The organism is Iamia sp. SCSIO 61187, from assembly GCF_019443745.1.
Classification (GTDB): domain Bacteria; phylum Actinomycetota; class Acidimicrobiia; order Acidimicrobiales; family Iamiaceae; genus Iamia.
This window is the reverse complement of record NZ_CP050948.1, coordinates 1294302-1309396: the sequence shown is the minus strand read 5'-3', so window position 1 is coordinate 1309396 and position 15095 is coordinate 1294302. Positions and strand designations below refer to the sequence as shown.

General features: G+C 75.7%; 16 protein-coding genes and 1 tRNA gene. 11 read left to right on the top strand and 6 right to left on the bottom strand.

All coding sequences use genetic code 11. From position 1 onward, the window contains the following. Positions 1-40 precede the first annotated feature (40 nt). Both HC251_RS06420 and HC251_RS06415 read left to right on the top strand, forming a co-directional pair. A complete protein-coding gene (locus HC251_RS06420; protein WP_219944478.1) occupies positions 41-1045 on the top strand; it encodes a TIGR03617 family F420-dependent LLM class oxidoreductase in 1005 nt (334 codons plus the stop codon). Positions 1046-1182: 137 nt separating this feature from the next. After that, a complete protein-coding gene (locus HC251_RS06415) occupies positions 1183-1809 on the top strand; it encodes a hypothetical protein (RefSeq protein WP_219944477.1) in 627 nt (208 codons plus the stop codon). Between the two features lie 70 nt (positions 1810-1879). On the opposite strand, the gene pth is transcribed toward HC251_RS06415, so the two are convergent. Beyond that, on the bottom strand, positions 1880-2464 hold the full coding sequence (gene pth / locus HC251_RS06410; RefSeq protein WP_219944476.1) for an aminoacyl-tRNA hydrolase: 585 nt from the start codon (positions 2462-2464) through the stop codon (positions 1880-1882). A gap of 56 nt (positions 2465-2520) precedes the next feature. Beyond that, the gene (locus tag HC251_RS06405; protein WP_219944475.1) at positions 2521-3237 is read right to left on the bottom strand and encodes a 50S ribosomal protein L25; all 717 of its coding nucleotides are present in this window, start codon (positions 3235-3237) and stop codon (positions 2521-2523) included. A gap of 348 nt (positions 3238-3585) precedes the next feature. Between HC251_RS06405 and HC251_RS06400 the strand changes: the two genes are divergently transcribed. Further along, positions 3586-4494, top strand: a complete 909-nt coding sequence (locus HC251_RS06400) for a DUF4214 domain-containing protein (protein WP_219944474.1) — start codon at positions 3586-3588, stop codon at positions 4492-4494. 64 nt (positions 4495-4558) lie between these two features. Here the strand turns inward: HC251_RS06400 and HC251_RS06395 are convergent, their stop codons facing one another. From HC251_RS06395 to HC251_RS06385, 3 genes are all read right to left on the bottom strand, one after another. Beyond that, positions 4559-5545, bottom strand: coding sequence for a ribose-phosphate diphosphokinase (locus HC251_RS06395; protein WP_219944473.1), 987 nt, complete (start codon positions 5543-5545; stop codon positions 4559-4561). Between the two features lie 34 nt (positions 5546-5579). Continuing rightward, a complete protein-coding gene (glmU, locus tag HC251_RS06390) occupies positions 5580-6680 on the bottom strand; it encodes a bifunctional UDP-N-acetylglucosamine diphosphorylase/glucosamine-1-phosphate N-acetyltransferase GlmU (protein ID WP_219944472.1) in 1101 nt (366 codons plus the stop codon). Between the two features lie 86 nt (positions 6681-6766). Next, a tRNA-Gln gene (locus tag HC251_RS06385) sits at positions 6767-6839 on the bottom strand. A gap of 85 nt (positions 6840-6924) precedes the next feature. Here HC251_RS06385 and HC251_RS06380 point away from each other — a divergent pair. Together HC251_RS06380 and HC251_RS06375 are read left to right on the top strand one after the other, a co-directional pair. Beyond that, the gene (locus tag HC251_RS06380) at positions 6925-7026 is read left to right on the top strand and encodes a 30S ribosomal protein bS22 (RefSeq protein ID WP_216997946.1); all 102 of its coding nucleotides are present in this window, start codon (positions 6925-6927) and stop codon (positions 7024-7026) included. A 311-nt stretch (positions 7027-7337) separates the two neighbouring features. Next, complete coding sequence (locus HC251_RS06375) at positions 7338-7793, top strand: flavodoxin family protein (protein ID WP_219944471.1); 456 nt, start codon at positions 7338-7340, stop codon at positions 7791-7793. 57 nt (positions 7794-7850) lie between these two features. On the opposite strand, the gene HC251_RS06370 is transcribed toward HC251_RS06375, so the two are convergent. Next, positions 7851-9131, bottom strand: coding sequence for an FAD-binding oxidoreductase (locus tag HC251_RS06370; RefSeq protein WP_219944470.1), 1281 nt, complete (start codon positions 9129-9131; stop codon positions 7851-7853). Between the two features lie 98 nt (positions 9132-9229). On the opposite strand from HC251_RS06370, the gene HC251_RS06365 reads away from it, so the two are divergent. From HC251_RS06365 to HC251_RS06340, 6 genes are read left to right on the top strand one after another with little or no spacing between them, the layout of a single operon-like run. After that, complete coding sequence (locus HC251_RS06365) at positions 9230-10237, top strand: LLM class F420-dependent oxidoreductase (protein WP_219944469.1); 1008 nt, start codon at positions 9230-9232, stop codon at positions 10235-10237. A 60-nt stretch (positions 10238-10297) separates the two neighbouring features. Beyond that, positions 10298-11107 carry an SDR family oxidoreductase gene (locus tag HC251_RS06360; RefSeq protein WP_219944468.1) on the top strand — a complete coding sequence of 270 codons (810 nt, stop codon included), beginning with the start codon at positions 10298-10300 and terminating at the stop codon, positions 11105-11107. Between the two features lie 8 nt (positions 11108-11115). After that, a complete protein-coding gene (locus HC251_RS06355) occupies positions 11116-11439 on the top strand; it encodes a hypothetical protein (protein WP_219944467.1) in 324 nt (107 codons plus the stop codon). Beyond that, positions 11436-12551, top strand: coding sequence for a uracil-DNA glycosylase family protein (locus HC251_RS06350; protein ID WP_219944466.1), 1116 nt, complete (start codon positions 11436-11438; stop codon positions 12549-12551). Before HC251_RS06355 ends, HC251_RS06350 begins: the two co-directional genes overlap by 4 nt. 49 nt (positions 12552-12600) lie before the next feature. Next, complete coding sequence (locus HC251_RS06345) at positions 12601-13860, top strand: glycosyltransferase (protein ID WP_219944465.1); 1260 nt, start codon at positions 12601-12603, stop codon at positions 13858-13860. Then, on the top strand, positions 13857-15059 hold the full coding sequence (locus HC251_RS06340) for a glycosyltransferase (RefSeq protein ID WP_219944464.1): 1203 nt from the start codon (positions 13857-13859) through the stop codon (positions 15057-15059). The genes HC251_RS06345 and HC251_RS06340 overlap by 4 nt, the downstream gene beginning before the upstream one ends. Positions 15060-15095 lie beyond the last annotated feature (36 nt).

Below are 15095 nucleotides of genomic sequence, written 5' to 3'. Positions count from 1 at the left end.
GGCGGCTCCCCGGCGCCCGCCGCACGCGAGGATCGGCGCCGTGGAGATCGACACGCTGCTGATGGGCCGACCCGGCGAGATCGAGGAGACGGCTGACGCCCTCCTCCAGACCGGGGTCGACGGGCTGTTCACCGTCGAGGGGCCCCACGACGTGTTCCTGCCGCTGGTGCTGGCGGCCAACCGGGACCTGTTCCTCTACACCAACGTCGCCATCGCCTTCCCCCGCTCCCCGGCCCACCTGGCCCACACCGCCTGGGACCTCATGGAGCTCAACGACGCCGGCTTCGCCCTGGGGCTGGGCACCCAGGTCCGGGCCCACATCGAGCGCCGCTACGGCAGCACCTGGTCCCACCCGGCCGCCCGCATGGCCGAGTGGATCGGGGCCATCCGGGCGTTCTGGGATGCGTGGGAGCACGGGGGCCCGCTCGACTTCCAGGGCGAGCACACCCGCCACACCCTGACCACGCCGGCCTTCGACCCGGGGCCGACGGGGAAGGACCGGCCGCCGATCTGGATCGGCGCCCTCGGCCCCCGGATGACCGAGGTCGCCCTCACCGTCGCCGACGGCCTGCTCGTCCACCCCTTCACCTCCGACCGGCACACCGCCGAGGTCACCCTCCCGCGCATCGAGCAGACCCTGGCGGCCTCGGGGCGGCCCCGGGACCACGTCACCCTGGTGGGCGAGGGCATCGTCGCCTGCGGCCGCGACGCGGCCGAGCAGGCCGCCGCCGACGAGGGGGCCCGCTGGCTGGTCGCCTTCTACGGCTCGACGCCCGCCTACGAGCCGGTCCTGGCCACCGAGGGACGGGCCGCCATCCACCCCGAGCTCCGGCGCCTCTCGCGGGAGGGCCGGTGGGACGAGATGGCCCGCCTCGTCGACGACGACCTGCTCGACGCCGTGGTGCTGCGGGGCGAACCCGACCGCGTCGCCGCCCGGGTGCGGCAGCGCTTCGCCGGCCACGTGGACCGTGTCGGCCTCTACGCCCCGGGGGGCATCTCCGACGAGGCCCTGGCCGCCGTCGTCGCCGGCATCCGCACCGGCTGAGCGCCCTCGCCCCCACGGGTGACGCCCGGTGCGGGGGTGGGGGCCCCGGCGCCCGATCGGGAACAAGGGAGCGGGCGGGACGCTCTCACCTCCGACACCGCAGACACGGCCGAGGGGCCGGAGGAAGGGACACGAGAATGAGCGACTTCGGCTACGACACCGACGGCGACGGCTTCACCGACACGGTCGAGAGCGACACCAACGGCGACGGCTTCATCGACACCGTCTCCTACGACACCGACGGCGACGGCTACGTCGACATCGTCGAGGCGGACACCGACGGCGACGGCTACACCGACACGGTCGTCGACGACGCCAACTACGACGGCGTGGCCGACTCGGCCGTGGCCGACACCGACGGCGACGGGTACGCCGACACCGGCGTGGCCGACACGAACTTCGACGGGTACGCCGACACGGTCGCCGGCGACACCGACGGCGACGGCTACGTCGACACCGTCGCAGGTGACACCGACGGCGACGGGTACGTCGACACCGTGGCCGGTGACACCGACGGAGACGGCTTCGTGGATGCCGTGGCCGGCGACGCCGACGGCGACGGGTACGTGGATGCGGTCGCCGGTGACACCGACGGCGACGGCTACATCGACACCGCCGTGGTCGACACCGACGGCGACGGGTACGCCGACACCGCGGTGGCCGACACCGACGGCGACGGGTACGCCGACACCGCCGTGGTCGACACCGACGGCGACGGCTACGTCGACACCGCCGTGGTGGGCGAGGGCCCGTTCCAGGCCTGACCCCCCACCTCTCACCGCACCGAGCAGCCCGAGGCCCCTGGCGCACCCGCCGGGGGCCTCTTGGCGTGGGTCAGGCGGTGCGCTGGTTGAACCGCTCCATGGCGCGCTCGACGCCATCGGTGGCGATCAGCTCGACGGCGTCGGCCGCCTCGGCGATGCCGACGTCGAGCTCGACCCGCTCGGCCTTGCCCGGCCGGCGGAGCACGTGGTCGGCGCCCTGCTGGCGGCCGGGGGGCTTGCCCACGCCGATGCGCACCCGGGCGAAGGCGTCGCTGTGGAGGTGGGCCTTGATCGACTTGAGCCCGTTGTTGCCGGCCAGCCCGCCACCCAGCTTGACCTTGATCTTGCCCGGCGGGAGGTCGAGCTCGTCGTGGACGACGACGACGCGCGCCGGGTCCTCGACGTCGTGGCGTCGGGCCAGCGCGGCGACCGAGAGGCCCGACTCGTTGTAGTACGTCTGCGGCACGGCCAGCGCCACCACGGCGGTGCCGATGCGGACGGTGTCGGACATCGCCCGCTCGTTGCGCATCCCGTCGCGCAGCCGACCGCCGTGCCGCTCGGCTAGGAGGGCGACCGTGTCGGCACCGCAGTTGTGGCGCGTGTGGGCGTACTCGAGGCCCGGGTTGCCGAGCCCGACGACGAGGAGATCGGCCACGACGGCGGGTGGATCAGCGCGGAGGGGGCGCCGGGCGAACCAGCGACGGAGGACGGTCAGCCCTCGTCGCCGGAGGGCTCGCCCTCGCCGGCGGCGGGATCGCCACCGGACTCGCCGCCGTCCTCGGATGCGCCCCCGTCGGAGGACTCCTCGGCCTGCTCGGCCGCCATCTCGGCGTCGGCCGCCTCGATGGCCTCGGCCTCGATCGCGGCCCGCGAGATCTGGGCGCTGGCGATGGCGTCCTCCGGGTCGACGTCGGTGGTGACGCCGGCGGGGAGGGACAGGTCGCCCACGGTGATGGTGTCGCCGATGGTCATGGCCGAGACGTCGTAGGTGAGCTGGTCGGGGATCGACCCGGGCTTGGCATTGATCGCCAGGCTGCTCATCAGGGTCTCGATCATCCCCCGCTCGTCCTCGACGGCCTTGGCCTCACCCTCGGCGACGAGCGGGACGTCGACGGTGATCTCCTGGTCGCGACGGATCAGGAGGAAGTCGACGTGCTCGACCGTGCGGCGGATGGCGTGCCGCTGCATGTCCTTCACGATGGCCAGCTGGGACTCGCCCTCGCCCTCGATCGACAGGTCGATCAGGGCGTTGACGCCGGCGTCGGTGATGAGGGCGGCGCGCAGCTCGCGCCAGTCGACGGTGACGGCGACGGGCTCGCGGCCCAGGCCGTAGACGACGGCCGGGACCTTGGCCTCGGCCCGGAGGCGGCGAGAGCTGCGGGTGCCGGTGGTGCGGCCGGTGGTGGCGGTGAGGGTGATCTCGGCCATCGGGACTCCTACGTCTGAGATCGCGCCGGAGCGCATGCGGTTGTGGGAGGGGCCACGCTACCGGTGGCGGGCGATCGGGCCCAAGGCGGCCGGCTGATCGGCCCGCCGGCGACAGGCGACGGGGCCGAGAGGTGGGGGGCCTCCCCCCTCGGTGGGCGTGCGCCACCAGGGTCGACGCGCTTCACTGCCCGCACCCGGCTGGAGCCGGGCGACAAGTGAACAGCCACCGGGAGCGACCGCCCCGGGTGCGCGAGGCGGGGGAGACGCCGACGACCGAGGGCCCACCGGGCCCTCCTGCGACGCGTCACCCTCCCAGGCCGGGAGCTCCCCTCACAGATGGGGAACCCATTGCACACAGAAGACGCAGCACCGACACGGAGGCGCGCCGCCGGCGTCGTCGCCCTGGGCCTCGCCCTGGTCCTGGCCCTGGCGGTGGGCCCGCTGGCGGGCCCGTCCGGCGCGGTCGACCGGCCCGCCGAGCAGGTCACGACCCTCGACCCGCCGCCGGTCGTCTGCCCGGCCGAGGAGGGCAACGCCCGGTTCGTCCGCTTCATCTACCTGAACATCTTGTTCCGGTGCCCGGAGCAGTCCGGCCTGGAGTACTGGACCCGCCGCCTCGACGCCGGGTACAGCCGGGGCCAGTTCGCCAAGTTCGTGGACCTCTCGCAGGAGAACCTGGTCCACAACAACGTGGTCGAGCTGTACCGCAGCCTGCTGGAGCGTGACCCCACCGAGGCGGAGCTGGCGGCCGGCGTGGACCACATCCGCCGGTTCCAGGCCGACGGGCAGCTCATCGCCGACATCCTCGCCTCGGACGAGTTCTACGCCGCCTTCGCGGTCGACCCGGAGTCGGAGCGGACCAAGGACGAGCAGTGGCTGGACCAGATGTACCAGTTCATCCTCGACCGCGAGGTCGACCCCGGGGCGCTGGAGTTCTGGATCGGCCGCATGGGCGACCCGTCGACCCAGGCGTCCCGCCAGCGCGTGACCCGGTACCTGGAGCGGGCCCCCGAGGCGACCATCGGGTGGATCTTCGGCGTGTACTTCGCCGGGCTCAACCGCCCGCCGAGCGACTCCGACATCGCCTTCTGGCAGGACTGGCTCCTCGGCCCGGTCGGCAAGTGGCGGACGTTCCACATGTGGACCTCGGTGCTCGCCTCCTCGGAGGGCTACGCCCGGGCCCAGACCCAGCCCAGCCCCGAGCAGCTGACCGCCACGCCCGAGGGCCGCGTCGCCAAGCAGGACGTGACCGGTTGATCCTCGCGCCGGCCCTGCCCTGGTGCGCGGGGGCAGGGCCGGCGCCGGCGGTGCCCGTCGACGGTCAGCTCTGGTTGCGCCCGCCGAAGATCTCGCTGACCGAGGCGTCGTCGAACACCGACTCGATGGCCTGCCCCACGAGCGGCGCGACCGACAGGACCTCGATCTGGTCGATCTGCTTCTCCGGTGGGAGCGGCAGGGTGTCGGTGATGACGACCTTGGTGAGCGAGCTGTTCTTCAGCCGGTCGATGGCCGGACCCGACAGCACGCCGTGGGTGGCCATGGCCCAGACGTCGGTGGCCCCCTGCTCGCGCAGCAGGTCGGCGGCGGCGCAGATGGTCCCCGCCGAGTCGATCATGTCGTCGAGGAGGACGCAGCTGCGCCCGGCGACCTCGCCGATGATGTTGGCCGCGACCGCCTGGTTCATCGTGCCCTTGGGCCGGAACTTGTTGACGAACGCCAGGTCGGCGCCGACCTCGCCGGAGAAGCGCTTGGCCGCCTTCACGCCGCCGGAGTCGGGCGACACGATGACCAGCTCGCCCGGGTCGGTGTTGGCCCGCAGGTACTCGACCTGGATCGGCATGGCCGTCAGGTGGTCGACGGGCATGTCGAAGAACCCCTGGATCTGTCCGGAGTGGAGGTCGACCGAGATCACCCGGTCGGCTCCCGCGGCGGTGAGCATGTCGGCCACCAGCTTGGCGGTGATGGGCTCGCGGCCCTCGGCCTTCCGGTCCTGGCGGGCGTAGCCGTAGAACGGGCACACGGCGGAGATGCGCTTGGCCGACGCCCGCTTGGCGGCGTCGATCATGATCAGCTGCTCCATCAACGAGTCGTTCACCGACCACCCCGGCTCGCCCGAGTGGGTCTGGATCACGAAGACGTCGGCGCCGCGGATCGACTCGTTGAAGCGGCAGTGCATCTCGCCGTTGGCGAAGCGCCGCAGGTTCGGCTCGCCCAGCTCGATGTCGAGGTGCGCGGCGATGGCCTCGGCCAGCTCGGGGTGCGCCGAGCCGCTGAAGAGGTGCATGCGCTTGGTGGTGACGGTCTCCATGGCGGGCTCCGCGGGTCGAGCTGGAAGGGGGGATTCAGGGCTGGGGCAGGGCGAAGAACGGACCGGTGCGGGTGCCGTCGGGGACCGAGGCGCCCGGCGCGAGGTGGGCGTAGGGGCCGACGTGGGTGTCGGCGCCGATCTCGGCGTCGTGGGCGGTCGTCTGCTCGACGGTGCTGCGGGCGCCGACCACGCAGTCGACCAGCCGGCTGTCGGGGCCGATCTCGGAGCCCTGGCCCACGATGGTGCGGCCCTGCAGGATCGTGCCCGGGAAGAGGGTCACGTCCCGCTCCAGCTCGACGGTGGTGTCGACGTAGGTGCGGTCGGGGTCGACCATGGTGACGCCCCGCTTGAGCCAGTCGAGGTTGGTGCGGCGGCGGAGCTCCGCCTCGGCCGTGGCCAGCTGGGCCCGGTCGTTGACGCCGTGGGTCTCGTCGGGGTCGTCGGCGGCCACCGCGGTGACGCCGTACCCGGCCTTGTTGAGGACCTCGACAACGTCGGTCAGGTAGTACTCGCCCTGGTCGTTGACGGGCTGGACCCGGCGCAGGGCGGGGGCCAGGACGCTGCGCCGGAAGCAGTAGATCGAGGTGTTGATCTCGCTGATCAGCCGCTGCTCCTCGTCGGCGTCGCGGTGCTCGACGATGCGGGCGACCCGGCCGTCGCGGCCCCGCTCGACCCGGCCGTAGCCGGTGGGGTCGGCGAGGTGGGCGGTGAGCACGGTGCACGCTGCGCCCGACCGGCGGTGGTGGTCGACCAGCTCGCGGATCGTCGAGGGCCGCAGCAGCGGGGTGTCGCCGGGGAGGACGAGGACGTCGGGGCCCTCGTCGTCGTCGGCGTCGTCGTCGGGGAAGGCGGTGAGGCCCACGGCGACGGCGTCACCGGTGCCCTGCTGGCGGTGCTGCTCCACGAAGTCGAGGACCAGGTCGGGCTCCTCGGCCTGGAGCTTCTTGGTGACGCGCTCGGCGCCGTGGCCGACGACGACGACGACCCGGTCGACGTCGCACTCGGCGAGCGACCCGAGGACGTAGCGGACCATGGCCTTGCCGCACAGCAGGTGCAGGGGCTTGGGCCGCTCGGAGCGCATCCGGGTGCCCTCACCGGCGGCGAGGACGACGGCGGACAGCGGTCGCTCGGCCATGTCTCGGAGTCTCGCGCGCCCGGCTCCCCGTCCCGACACCGGCCGTGCCGCCGCTGGTCGTGGTCACGTCACCGGCGGCGACGGAGCTCCGGGGGCAGGGCTCGAACCTGCGACGGCCGGATTCAAAGTCCGGTGTTCTACCAGCTGAACTACCCCGGAAGGGCGGCCCAGGATAGGTGCCCCCGCCGACCCGGGACGCCCGGTTGGTGGCCCGGCGGGGGTCGCCGCTAGGTTGGCGCACCTCATGGGTTCACTGATCAAGAAGCGCCGCAAGCGCATGCGCAAGAAGAAGCACAAGAAGATGCTGAAGCGCACCCGCTGGCAGCGCCGCGCCGCCGGCAAGTAGCCGACCACCAGCCTCGTCGCTGACGACCGCCCACCTCCGGAGCACCCGGGGAGGGCGGTCGTCGCCGCGTCCGGGCGGCGCCGACACGTCAGGGGCGTTCTCCACGTGAGGTTTCCGCAGTGGGGGCCGGGGCAGCGGGCCGTCCGTTCCCACCGTCACACCTGAGAGGACGTCCCCGTGGAAATCGGCATCGTCAGCCTGCTCGTCATCATCTTGCTCGTCGTTCTGATCATCTACTTCGTCCGCCGCGCCTAGCGGTCGCAGGGGGGCCGGGGGCCGGGGGCAGGGGGGCAACACGGAAGACTGGGTCGATGGCCCGCCTCCTCGTCGTGCACCACACACCATCCCCCCACCTCCACACCCTCCTGGAGGCGGTGCGCGACGGGGCGGGCGATCCCCAGATCGAGGGGGTCGAGGTCGTGGTCCGGGCCGCCCTGGCCGCCACGGCCTCGGACGTGCTCGAGGCCGACGGCTACGTCGTCGGCGGACCGGCGAACCTCGGCTACCTCGCCGGGGCGCTGAAGCACTTCTTCGACGTCGTCTACTACCCGTGCCTGGAGGACACGGAGGGACGCCCGTTCGGCGCCTACCTGCACGGCAACGACGACGTCGTCGGCGCCCGCCGGGCGCTGGACACCATCACCGGGGGCCTCCGCTGGGCGCGGGCCGCCGAGGTGGTCGAGGTCCGCGGGGCGCCGACGGCCGAGGACCGCCACGCGTGCTGGGAGCTCGGCGCCGTCGTCGCCGCCACGATCAGCCCGGCCTGACGTCCGCTGGCACCAGCCGGACGGAAGGGGTCTGGGTCGGTTCGTCGCCGTGGTCGGTCAGGCGCGGCGGATCCGGTCGAGACGGTCCTGGGCCCGCAGGGCGGTCGAGACGATCGGCAACCACACCGCCCGGTTCGGCGGCACCCGCGGGTGGGGCAGCTCGGCGAAGGGCGGCAGCTCCTCCCCGCAGATGGCCCCGGCCATGCGGTGGCCGAGCCAGGTGTTGAGGGCCACGCCCGAGCCGTTGCACCCGCCGGCGTACCAGGCGCCGTCGCTCCGCCCGCAGTGGGGCAGCCGGTCCCGGGTGATGGCGACCTCGCCGCCCCACGCCCGCTCGATCCGCGCCTCGGCCAGCTGGGGGTGGACGTCGACCATGCGGTCGCGGAGCACCTCGCGCGCCTGGCGCACGGTCGTGCGCCGCAGGCTGCGGCGCCCGCCGAAGACCATGCGCCCATCGGCGTCGAGCCGCCAGTACGACAGCAGGTTGCGGGTGTCGTAGGCCATGCGGCCGGTGGGCAGGACGGCGGCCTGCTGCTCGGCGGTCAGGGGCTCGGTGGCGACGATGAACGAGCCCATGGGCAGGGTCCGGCGCCGCAGGTCGGGGGCGGCGGCGTCGACGTGCCCGTTGACCGCGAGCAGGACGTCCCCGGCGCGGATCGTCCCGGCGTCGGTGTCCACCCCGTCGGCGCGCACCGCCGTGACGGCGCGGTGCGGGTGGAGGGTCGCCCCGGCGGCCCGGGCCCGGGCGACGAGGCCGGCGTGGAACCGGGCCGGCTGGAGGCCGCCGCTGCGCTCGACGACGAGACCGGCGGGGTAGGTGGTCGACCCGATCTCGGCGGCCAGGTCGGCGCCGGTGACGTAGCGGGCGCCGTGGCCGACCTCCTCCAGCTCGTCGGCGGCCCGGCGCAGCGCAGCCGCGCTGGTCGCGCCCGACGCCAGCTCGAGGCGACCCGTCCGGACGTAGTCGCAGGCGATGGCGTCGGGGCCGGTCACGAGCGCCTCGAGGTGGTCGAAGGCCTCGTCGACGGCGGCGAACATCCGCCGGCCCAGGTCGCCGTGCTGGGTCGCCAGGGTGCGGGGGCCGGCCTTGAGCTCGGGGAGGACCATCCCGCCGTTGCGGGTGCTGGCCCCGACGCCGAGCGGGCCCCGGTCGAGGACCGCCACCGACCGGCCCCGGCGCGCCAGCTCGGTCGCCGCCGCCAGGCCGCAGTACCCGGAGCCGACCACCACCACGTCGACCTCCGCCGGCAGGGGACCGTCGCCGGTCCCGGCGTCGAGCGGGGCGGCCTCGTGCCACAGGACGCTCTCGCGGTACCCCGACGCCAGTGGTGCGGTCACCGGGGGGACGGTAGACCCACTGCCGTCCCCGACACGGTCGATGCTCGGTCGCGGTGCCCGTCCGTGCGGGGAGGGGGTCAGGGCTACGGTCGCCGGCCATGGCCGCATCGACCGTCGGGTTCACCTACGCCAGCCTCATGGGGCTCGGTCCGCAGTACGCGGTGGAGACCGCCCGGCGCGCCGCCGAGGTCGGGTTCCGGTCGTTCTGGACGGCCGAGACCACGGGACCGGAGGCGTTCTCGCTCCTCGCCGCCGCGGGGGTCGCCGCCCCGGGCCTCGACCTCGGCACCGGGGTCCTCGCCCTCCAGCTCCGCACCCCGCCGCTCGCGGCCATGTCGGCCGCCACCCTCGCCGCCCTCGACCCCGACCGCGACGTGCTCCTCGGCGTGGGCATCTCCTCCCCGGTCGTGACGTCGCGCTGGCACGGGGCCCCCTACGGGTCCCAGCCGCTGGGCCAGGTCCGCGAGTACGTCGCCCTGGTGCGGGAGTGCCTGTCGGGCGAGAAGGTCACCTTCGCCGGCGACCACTACGCGGTGAAGGGGTTCCGGCTCGGGCTGCGGCAGGGCGAGCGGCGCCCGCGGATCGTGCTCGGCGCCCTCGGCCCGAAGATGCTGCGGCTGGCCGGCGAGGTCGCCGACGGTGTGCTCCTCAACTACCTCCCGGCGACGCACGTGGCCTGGTCGGTCGAGCAGGTGCGGGCCGGCGAGGCCGCCGCCGGCCGGGATCCCGGGTCGTGCACCGTCTACGCCTACGTCCACGCCGGTGTCGCCGACCGCGACGGCGCCCTGGCCAACGGGCGCAAGGACCTCTTCTCCTACGCGGTGGTCGACTCCTACGCCGAGAGCTTCACGCGGGCCGGGTTCGGCGACGCCGTGACCGAGGTGCGCGAGCGCCACGCCGCCGGCGACCGCGAGGGCGCCCTCGCCGCGGTGAGCGAGGAGATGGTCGACGCCATCGACGTCGTCGGCGACGCCGACCTGGTGCGGGACACGGTGCGGGCCTACGCCGCCGCCGGCGTCGACCACCCGGTGCTCATGCCCCTGCCGTGGGGCGCCGACCGCAAGCAGGTCGTGGCCGACACCATGCGCGCCGCCATCGACGCGTAGGTCCGTGGGACGCGGCCTCGCTCCACTCGGAGCCCCTCATCCTGTGCGTAGGGTCGGGGCATGAGCCTGGACGGGACGACGTGCATCATCACCGGCGGCGCACGGGGCATCGGGTACGCCCTCGCCGACCGGTTCCTGGCCGAGGGGGCGGGCGGCGTGGCCGTGGTCGACCTCGAGACCGCCGACGCCGAGGCCGCCGCGACCCGCCTGGTCGACACCCACGGGGACCGGGTCGTCGGGCTGGGCGCCGACGTCAGCGACGCCGCACAGGTCCAGGCGGTGGTCGACGCCACCACGGCCCGGTTCGGGCCCGTCGGCCTGTTCGCCGCCAACGCCGGCATCGGCACCGCCCAGGGGCTGATGGCCGACGACGCCACGTGGGACCGGATCTGGAAGGTCAACGTCATGGCCCACGTCGTGGCCGCCCGCATCGTCGTGCCCGACATGGTGGAGCGGGGCGGCGGCACCTTCCTCACCACCGCCTCGGCCGCCGGGCTGCTGGCCCAGATCGGCGACGCCGGGTACTCGGTCACCAAGCACGCCGCCGAGGCCTTCGCCGAGTGGCTGGCCATCACCTACGGCGACCAGGGCCTCCGGGTCCACTGCCTGTGCCCGCAGGGCGTCAACACCGACATGATCCGGGGCGGCCGGGGCAGCTCCGCGGTCGAGACCGTCGCCCTGCAGGGCGTGCTCGAGCCCGAGCAGGTCGCCGACGCGGTGGTGACGGCCATGGCCGAGGGGCGCTTCCTCGTCCTCCCCCACCCCGAGGTGGCCCAGTTCTACGAGCGCCGGGCGACCGACCCCGACCGCTGGCTGGCCGGCATGCGCCGGCTCCAGGCCAAGGTGGTCGGCGCCATCGGCGGGGGCTGAGGTCCGGGGTGGGCGAGCCGACCCTGCTCGACGTCGGGCTCCACGTCGGCGACGTGGTCCGCTTCCGACCCCGCCCCTCGGCCCGCTGGCAGGAGGCGACCGTCGAGCGGCGCGAGCGGGACGGGTCGATCGGCGTCCGCGACGCCAAGGGGGCGGCCCGGGCCCTGCCCCTCGACCGGCTGGAGGTGCCCACCGCCGGACCCCGCGGGGCCCGCACGTGGGAGCCCCTGACCGAGCGGGCCGAGCGCGACGTCCAGCTCGACCTGTTCCTCGACGGCGCCCCGCCGCCACCCGACCCGGCGCCGTCGCGCCGGCGTCGCCCCCGCCGGTGAGGCCCGGGCTCGACGCCGCGACGGTGGCGGCCTACGACGTCGGCGCCGCGACCTACGCCGCCCGGGGGACGATCCCGGCCACCGAGCGGGCCGCCGCCCTCGTCGCCCGGCGCCTCCCCGACGGCCCGCTGCTCGACCTCGGCTGCGGGACGGGGAACGACCTCGGCGTGCTCGGCGCCGGCGTCGTCGGCCTCGACCCGTCGGCGGCCATGCTCGGCGAGGCCCGGGCCGCCCACCCCGCGGTCCCGCTGGTGCGGGCCGCGGCCGGGGCGCTCCCCGTCCGCCCCCGCTCGCTGGCGGGGGCGTGGGCCTCGAAGTCGCTCCAGCACCTGCCCGCCGCCCACCTCCCGCTCGCCCTCGCCGACCTGCACCGGGGCCTCGCCGTCGGGGCGCCGATCTCGCTGCGGCTCTTCGCCGGCGCGGGCGTCGTCACCAGCGACGCCGACGACGACCTCCCGGGGCGCCAGTTCACCCTGTGGGACCCCGGGGCCCTGGTGGGGCTGGTCGAGGGCGCCGGGTTCGTCGACGTCCACGCCCGCACCGACGCGGGCGTCGGCAAGCCCAGCGACTGGCCGTTCCTCGACGTCACCGCCACCCGGGGCCGCACCCTGGCCGACACCGTCGGCCCCGGGATGCGGCTCCTCGTCAGCGGGCTCAACCCCAGCCTCCACGCCGCCGACGCCGGCGTCGGGTACGTCGGGCCCGGCAACCGCTTCTGGCCGGCGCTGGCCGAGGCCGGCCTCCTCCCCCCGGGCGCCGACCGCGACCCGTGGCGGCTGCTGGCCACCGGCGGCATCGGCATGACCGACCTGGTGAAGCGGGCCACGCCGCGGGCGTCGGACCTGACCACCGCCGAGTACCGGGCGGGCGTCGCCCGCCTCGACCGGCTGTGCACGATGCTCGCCCCCGAGGCGGTGCTCCTCGTCGGCCTGGCCGGGTGGCGGGCCGGGGCCGACCGGGCGGCCACGCCGGGATGGCAGGCCCGCCACCTCGGCGCCAGCCCCGTGTACGTCATGCCCTCCACCAGCGGCCTCAACGCCGGCACCAGCCGGGCCGACCTCGTCGCCCACCTCCGCGCCGCCGCGATCGGCCCCCCGCAGGCCGCGCCCTGAGCCGTGCTCCGGGAGCGGAGCCCGGGCGGCGACGTGCGACCATGGCGCGGTGATCCGCCGGCTCCTCCTCGTGCTGGACTCGTCGGGCGACGGCGCCCGGAGCCTGCTCGACCTGGCCCGCTGGGCGGCGACGGCCCACGACGTCACCATCACCGCGGTGGTGCTGGACGCCGACGACGAGGCCCGCACGCTCGACGGCGTCACGACCGTGCGCCGCCCGACCCCGACGATCGGTGTCGTGCGGGCCACCGCCGAGCTCACCGGTCGCCCCGGGCTGGCCCGGCGGGCGGCCCGGATCTGGCGACGCCGGGTGCTCGCCGACGCCCCCACCTTCGACGTCGTCGTGGCCGGGTCGGCCGAGGCCCTCATGGCCCTCGACGAGATGGCCGACCCGCGACCGCCCGTGGTGGCCCACCTCCCCCTGCTGGACGAGACCTGGTCGGGCCGTCCCCGCCCCGCCGACCTCGCCCGGCGGCTGTCGTCCGTGGCCCTCACGGTCGTGCCGGCCGAGCCGGTCGCCCGGTGGGCCACCCGCGACCGGGCCCACGGCGGCCTGGGCCTCGACCCGCGCCGGGTGCGCCACCACCCCGGCCCCGTCGACCCGCCCTCCCGTCACCCCCGCCCCGGGCCCGACGCCGCCGCCCTGGTGGTCGGCTGCGGGCCCGTCGGGTGGCGGGCGGGCACCGACCTGTTCGCCGCGGTGGCGGGCGCGGTGGGCGCCGAGGTCGACGGGCGCACCGTCCACTGGACGTGGATCGGTGACGACGACGTCGACGGCACCGCCGCCGACGTCCGCGACGACCTCGACCTGCGCGGGCTGCGGCACCGGGTGCGGATCACCCCCGACGGGCCCGAGCGGGCCGACCGGCTGGCCGCCGCCGACCTCCTCCTCGTCACCGGTCGGGTCGACCCGTACCCGCTGCCCGCGGTCCAGGCCGCCCTCGCCGGCACGCCCGTCGCCGGGTTCACGCCCGGCACCGCCCTGCTGGGCGAGGCCGGTCACGATGGACGCCGGGTCGACCGCCTCGACGTGGACGCGCTGGCCGACCAGGTCCGCGAGCTGCTCACCCACCCGGACCGGGGCCGTCTCCTGGCCGGCGACCTGGCCCGGGCCGCGGCCAGCGCCACGACCCCCCTCGCCGCCGCCTCGCTCTGGGCCGACATCGAGGACGCCGTCGCCGCCGTCACCGCCCCGGCCCCCGGCGATCCGGCGCCCCCGGTGCTGGTGATCCGGTCCGACGGCCGGGCGTCGGACCTGGTCGCCGGGGCGGCGGCCGGCGACGCCGACCGCCACGAGGGCGAACGGTGATCCGCCCGCGGGCCGTGCTGGCCCTGACCGCCGACCTCAGCCCGTCGGACACCAACCGCACCCTCCTCTCCCTGCTCGAGGAGCTGGGGCGGGCCGGCGCCGTCGACCCGAGGCGGACGCGGGTCGTGGCCGGCGACGGCGGGGCCCTGGCCGGCGTGGTCACCGGCGACACCGACCTGGCCGACGTCCGGGTCGTGGGCGACGGCCCCGACCGGGTGGGGGCCGTCGCCGCCCGGGTCCACCCCCGCGCCCGCCCGGCCGGAGAGCGGGTCGGCCTCTCCTGGGGGCTCGCCCGCCACCCGGCGCGCTCGGGGCTGGGCCCCCCCGACGTGGTCTGGTCCCACGGGGCGGCGGCCCTGGGCCTGGCCGACGCCCTCCCCCGGCCGGCACGTCGGGCCCCGCTCGTCGTCCGGCTGTACGACGGTCCCATCGGCCTGCGCCGCGCCGCCGGGCCCGACGCCGCCGCCCGGCTGGCCCGCGCCCGCCTCGTCGTGGTCTCGTCCGCCGCCCTCCGGGACCACCTCGTCGACGACCTCGGCCTCGACCGGTCGAGGATCGCCGTGCGCCCGCCGTGGATCCTGCCGCCCCTCCCCGACGAGGCCACCGGCGGCCCGGTCAGCCCGCCCCCCGTCCCCGCCGGCGCGCTGGTCGTGGGCGGTGGCGGACCGATCTGCTGGCGGGCGGGCACCGACCTGTTCGTCGACCTGGCCACCCGCCTCCCCCGCGCCGTGGACGGGCGCCCCGTCCACCTGGTGTGGGCCGGCCGGCCCGACGGGCCCGACGCCCTCGAGCGGATCACCACCGACGTGGACCGGCGCCGGATCGGCGACCGGGTCCACATCGTCGACGCCGACGGGTGGCGGCGGGGCTGGCCGGCGCCGGCGCTGGTCGTCGTCACCGCCCGGGAGGCGCCGGTCCCGCTGCTCGCCCTCGGCGCGTCCCGGCGCTCGGTCCCCGTCGTCGGCCACCGCACGGCAGGCCTGGCCGAGATCCTGCCCCCCGCGGTGCACGACGAGTCGCTGGTCGACCTCTTCGCCGGCGACACCCTGGCCCGGGTGGTGGGCGGCCTGCTCGAGGACCCCGACGCCCGCCACAGCCTCGGGGCCGAGCAGGGCGCCCACGTCACCCGTCACCACGCCGCCGCGTCCCGCGTCGCCGAGCTGTGGGCCGACGTGGCCGCCCACCTCGCCCGCGGCTGACTCCGCTCCGTCCCGGCCCGGGCGAGCCGTCGCCCC